We start from the raw sequence: 3,074 nt of genomic DNA, 5'->3' as shown, positions 1-3,074 counted from the left end.
CGCTAGAATGACGCGTTCCAGTCGGGCATCGGGCCCGGTCGTTGCAGGCCCCCGGCGTCCGTCACTCCACCGCTGCTGTTCGCTTTACCGCAAGGATCCCGCGCTGCATGAGCTATCAGGTTCTGGCCCGCAAGTGGCGACCGCGTACCTTCCATGAACTGGTCGGCCAGGAGCATGTCCAGCGTGCGCTGGTCAATGCCCTGGATCAGGGTCGGCTGCATCATGCCTACCTGTTCACCGGGACCCGCGGGGTGGGCAAGACTACCCTGGCGCGGATCCTGGCCAAGTGCCTGAACTGCACGGCGAACGGCCAGGGGGATGCGGGCGTGACCTCGACGCCCTGCGGCGAGTGCGACAGCTGCCGCTCCATCGACGAGGGGCGCTTCGTCGACCTGATCGAGGTCGATGCGGCCTCGCGCACCAAGGTGGAAGATACCCGCGAGCTGCTCGACAACGTCCAGTACGCGCCGACCCAGGGGCGCTACAAGGTGTACCTCATCGATGAGGTGCATATGCTCTCCACCAGCAGCTTCAATGCGCTACTGAAGACCCTGGAGGAGCCGCCGCCCCACGTGAAGTTCCTGCTGGCGACCACCGACCCGCAGAAGCTGCCTCCCACGGTGCTGTCGCGCTGCCTGCAGTTCACCCTCAAGCACATGCCGCCCGAGCGCATCGTCGGCCATCTGGCCAAGGTGCTCGAGGTCGAGGGGGTGGCCTTCGAGGAGAGTGCCCTGTGGTTGCTGGGCAAGGCCGCCGAGGGCTCCATGCGCGATGCCATGAGCCTCACCGACCAGGCAATTGCCTTTGGCCAGGGCGAGGTGCACCATGCCGATGTGGCCGCGATGCTCGGTACCCTCGATCATCGCCATGTCCTGGCACTGATCGAGGCCCTGGCCGCGGTGGATGCCCCTCGACTGCTTGCCGAGGTAGCGGCCCTGGCCGAGCAGGGCCCGGACTTCGCCGCAGTGCTCGACGACATCACCGGCGTGCTGCACCGCCTGGCCATCGCTCAGATGGTGCCTGATGCCGTGGACAACGGGCATGGCGATCGCGAGGCGCTGCTCGCGTTGGCCGCGCGCTTCACCGCCGAGGACATCCAGCTCTACTACCAGATCGGCATCCAGGGCCGTGGCGATATGGCGCATGCCCCGGACCTGCGCAGCGCCCTGGAGATGACCCTGTTGCGCATGCTGGCGTTTCGTCCCCAGGGCGTGCCGCGTCCCGCGCAGACACCGTTGCCCCTGCGTGGCCAGGGAGAACCCGGCGGCACGGGGCCGGGTGGCGACACGCCTCCGCAGGGTGGGCAGGCTCCCGAGGGGACGCCGTTATCCCGGCCCGCCCAAGTGCCACCCGAGACGCGCCAGACCGCCGACGAGACCCCAGCGGCCAGTCCAACACCCGACACCCTGCCACCGACCCCGACCGCCGAGGCCGTGTCGGCACCGTCGCCGGACGATGAGCCGCCCCCCTGGGTCGAGCGGGAAGAGAAGGACGCGGCGGCGCCGGCAGCCACAGCCGGCCTCGCGGACGGACACTTCGGCCACGCCGACTGGCTGGCCTGCTTCGATTCGCTGGGGCTCGGGGGACTGACCCGTAACCTGGCTGCCCACTGCGTGGTCGAGGCCGACGACGGCGAGCAGTTGACGCTGCGTCTCGATCCCTCCCAGGAGGCGATGCAGGCTGAGGTCCACGTGACGCGCATGCGCGAGGCGCTGGCGGCCATCGGGGTCGATCGCCGCCTGATAGTGGTGCCGGGAGCGCTGCCCGCCGAGGTCGAGACCCCGAAGCAGCAGGCCGATCGCCTGACTGCCCAGCGGCATGCCGAGGCGATTGAAGCCTTGAGCCGTGATCCCCATATACAGAAATTGCAGCAGGCCTTCGGTGCGCGGCTGATCGAATCCACGGTCAAGCCCGCCGATGCCGAGGCACGCGGTTGAGTCGTGCCGCGGCCGTCGATCACACCAACCACGAGAGGTATCCGCCATGATGAAGGGTGGAATGGGCAATCTGATGAAGCAGGCCCAGGAAATGCAGGAGAAGATGCAGCGCGTCCAGGAGGAGGTCGCCAAGGCCGAGGTCCTGGGTGAGGCGGGGGCCGGCATGGTCAAGGTAACCATGAATGGACGCCATGATGTGAGCAAGGTCGACATCGACCCCAGTGTCATGGAAGAGGACAAGGAGCTGCTCGAGGACCTGCTGGCCGCGGCCGTGAACGACGCCGTGCGCAAGGTCGAGGCCAGCTCCAAGGCCAAGATGGAGGAGGCCACTGCCGGCCTCGATCTGCCGCCGGGTTTCAAGATGCCCTTCTGATCGCCGCCGAGATGGACCGCCGATGAGCTTTTCCCCGCTGGTCGAAAGACTGATGGAGTCGCTGCGCGTGCTGCCGGGTGTCGGGCCCAAGACGGCTCAGCGCATGGCTATGCATCTTCTCGAGCGTGACCGCGACGGTGGCCGGCGCTTGGTAGAGGCACTTGGCGTGGCGCTGGAGCAGGTCGGCTACTGCCGGCGCTGTCGGACCCTCACCGAGGAGGACATCTGCAGCATCTGCACCAGTGCGCGGCGCGATGATGATGTGCTCTGCGTGGTGGAATCTCCCGCCGACCAGCTGGCCATCGAGGAGGCCGGCGGTTACCGCGGCCGCTACTTCGTGTTGCATGGCCACCTTTCCCCCCTGGACGGCATCGGTCCCGAGGACATTGGTCTCGACCAGCTCGAGGCACGCGTCGCCGAGGCCGCCGTGGAGGAGGTGGTGCTCGCCACCAACCCCACCGTGGAGGGCGAGGCAACCGCTCACTACATCGCCGCCCAGCTCGCCTCTCTGGGTGTGAAACTTTCGCGACTCGCCTACGGTGTTCCCATGGGCGGTGAGCTCGAGTACGTCGACGGCGGCACCCTGAGCCGCGCCTTCAATGGTCGCCTGCCCTTCCGGGGCGAGTGACGTTCCTTTTCCTGCCGGAAACCTGCATGCCCCTGACTCCCGAGATTCGCTGGATCGATACCCCCGAGGCCCTGGATGCCGCCTGCGCCGAGGTGGCGTCGGCCGAGGTCATAGCTCTGGACACCGAGTTCTTCCG

The 3,074-nt window shown here is 67.5% G+C and carries 3 protein-coding genes; all 3 read left to right on the top strand.

Features of this window, described 5'->3' with window-relative positions; translation table 11 throughout:
- Nucleotides 1–107 precede the first annotated feature (107 nt).
- Genes dnaX through recR form a run of 3 tightly spaced genes read left to right on the top strand, consistent with a single transcriptional unit; the run spans nt 108 to nt 2,938 of the window.
- A complete protein-coding gene (gene dnaX / locus RI841_RS14705) occupies nt 108–1,937 on the top strand; it encodes a DNA polymerase III subunit gamma/tau (protein WP_310706382.1) in 1,830 nt (609 codons plus the stop codon).
- A 46-nt stretch (nt 1,938–1,983) separates the two neighbouring features.
- Nucleotides 1,984–2,310: a YbaB/EbfC family nucleoid-associated protein gene (locus RI841_RS14700; RefSeq protein ID WP_310706381.1), complete on the top strand. Its 327-nt coding sequence runs from the start codon at nt 1,984–1,986 to the stop codon at nt 2,308–2,310.
- Nucleotides 2,311–2,332: 22 nt separating this feature from the next.
- Nucleotides 2,333–2,938, top strand: coding sequence for a recombination mediator RecR (gene recR, locus RI841_RS14695; RefSeq protein WP_310706380.1), 606 nt, complete (start codon nt 2,333–2,335; stop codon nt 2,936–2,938).
- The last annotated feature ends 136 nt before the right edge of the window (nt 2,939–3,074 follow it).

The organism is Halomonas sp., from assembly GCF_031581305.1.
Lineage (GTDB): Bacteria > Pseudomonadota > Gammaproteobacteria > Pseudomonadales > Halomonadaceae > Halomonas.
Note: the sequence above shows the minus strand (reverse complement) of the source record. Positions and strands in the feature narration are given on the sequence as shown.